The following is a 1,627-nucleotide window of genomic DNA, read 5'->3' on the forward strand; positions in this document are numbered from 1 at the left end:
GGCGTCGACGAGACCGGCTAGGCTGTGCGCCGAAGCGTCAGAAACCCGCCTGGTCGACTCCGTACGCTGCCTGCTCGTAGGTGAATCCGTCGTACAGCAACTGGTCGATCAGGCCCTGGCGTGAGAACGACGAGAACTCGAAGTAGTTCTCCGCGGACTTCGCGGCTTGCTCGTTGTAGTCCGGTGCCACATTCTGTGGTCATTCACAACGCGATCCGTCAGTTCGACGACCAACTTCCCGGCTACCCTTCACCGTCGGCATCTGTCAAGTCAGTTGGGGGGTCGCGAAACCATGTCATCCGTGCGGCGTTCGTTGGCTGTACTTTTCGCCGTCACAATGGTCTCGGTTACGGCTGTAGCCTCACCTGCTGCTGCAGCTCCGGCAGGGTTGACGGATGTGTTGTTCGTGGCCAACAACTGGGACGGCACCGCCGACTACCTGTCACCGGACGGCAGCCTGGAGCGGTACGGCCGGGTGAACGTGATCCCGGACAAGAACGAGCGACTGGCCGAGATCCATCGAAACCCGCTGCGCACCGCGTTCTATCTCGGCATCCGACAGTTGGTCGGAGAGGGCCACGACCAGTACGCAGACGACATGTACACCACCAACGACGGACGCAACCTGATCGTCTCTCGTCCCAGCTTCGCGGACGTCGTCTCCATCGACATCGCATCCGGTGCCATCGTGTGGCGGTTCGCAGTGGACGGCCAGCGTGCGGACCACATGGCGATCTCACAGGACGGCACCCAGGTGGCAGTGTCGGCGTCGACGGCCAACACGGTGCACATCCTGAACACCGCCGACGGCAAGCCGATCGGAAAATTTCCCACCGGGACGTCGCCGCACGAGAACGTCTACACGAAAGACGGCCGGTTCATCATCAACGCCAGTATCGGACGCGTCGAAACACCCTTCGACTCACCTGAACTAGCGGTCACCAAATTCCCACGCTGGATCGCCTTCTACGACCGCGCCACCGGCGCAGTGGCACGCACCATCGACATCGGCGCCAAGCTCGCGGAGGCCGGGCACCCGGGAATGAGTTCCTCGGTCCGTCCGATGACATTGTCACCGGACGAGCGCTTTCTGTACCTGCAGGTGTCGTTTTTCCACGGCATCGTCGAATTCGACCTGCAGGAAGATCGGGTCACCCGGGTGGCAGACCTGCCGATCTCACCCGAGGCCGCGGCACTTCCGCGTCAGGCGTATCTGCTGGACTCCGCGCATCACGGCATCGCTATGAACACCGCGGGGACGAAGATGTGCGTTGCAGGAACGATGTCGGACTACGCAACGGTTGTTTCGCGCGACACACTGACGGCCGGCCCGCTGATCACCTCGGGCGAGAAGCCGTACTGGTCGACTCGAAGCAATGACGGTCGATACTGCTTCGTGTCCTGGGCGGGCAGCGACAAGGTTTCTGCAATTTCGTTCGACACCGGCCTCGAGGTCGGCAGCACGATCGTGGGCGACCATCCCCAGCGGATGCGTTCCGGCGTAGTCGACACAGCCCTGACGCCCGGGTAGCCCCAGGCGGTGCACGTGCATTACGCGACCAGACCGACATAGCCTCGGCCACAAGCGGTTTGACCTTTGTACCCAGGATCTCGATCCCGTACATCA

At 62.3% G+C, this 1,627-nt stretch carries 2 protein-coding genes; one reads left to right on the forward strand and one right to left on the reverse strand.

Annotated elements, in window-relative coordinates; genetic code table 11:
• Positions 1–37 precede the first annotated feature (37 nt).
• Entirely contained in the window at positions 38–190 is a 153-nt protein-coding gene (locus tag WBQ44_RS01585; protein WP_495564987.1) for an Ltp family lipoprotein, read from the reverse strand.
• Positions 191–406: 216 nt separating this feature from the next.
• Between WBQ44_RS01585 and WBQ44_RS01590 the strand changes: the two genes are divergently transcribed.
• Positions 407–1,531 carry a YncE family protein gene (locus tag WBQ44_RS01590; protein ID WP_495564988.1) on the forward strand — a complete coding sequence of 375 codons (1,125 nt, stop codon included), beginning with the start codon at positions 407–409 and terminating at the stop codon, positions 1,529–1,531.
• Positions 1,532–1,627: the final 96 nt, after the last annotated feature.

Origin of the sequence: Rhodococcus sp. (in: high G+C Gram-positive bacteria) (genome assembly GCF_049591685.1) — a bacterium.
Lineage (GTDB): Bacteria > Actinomycetota > Actinomycetes > Mycobacteriales > Mycobacteriaceae > Rhodococcoides.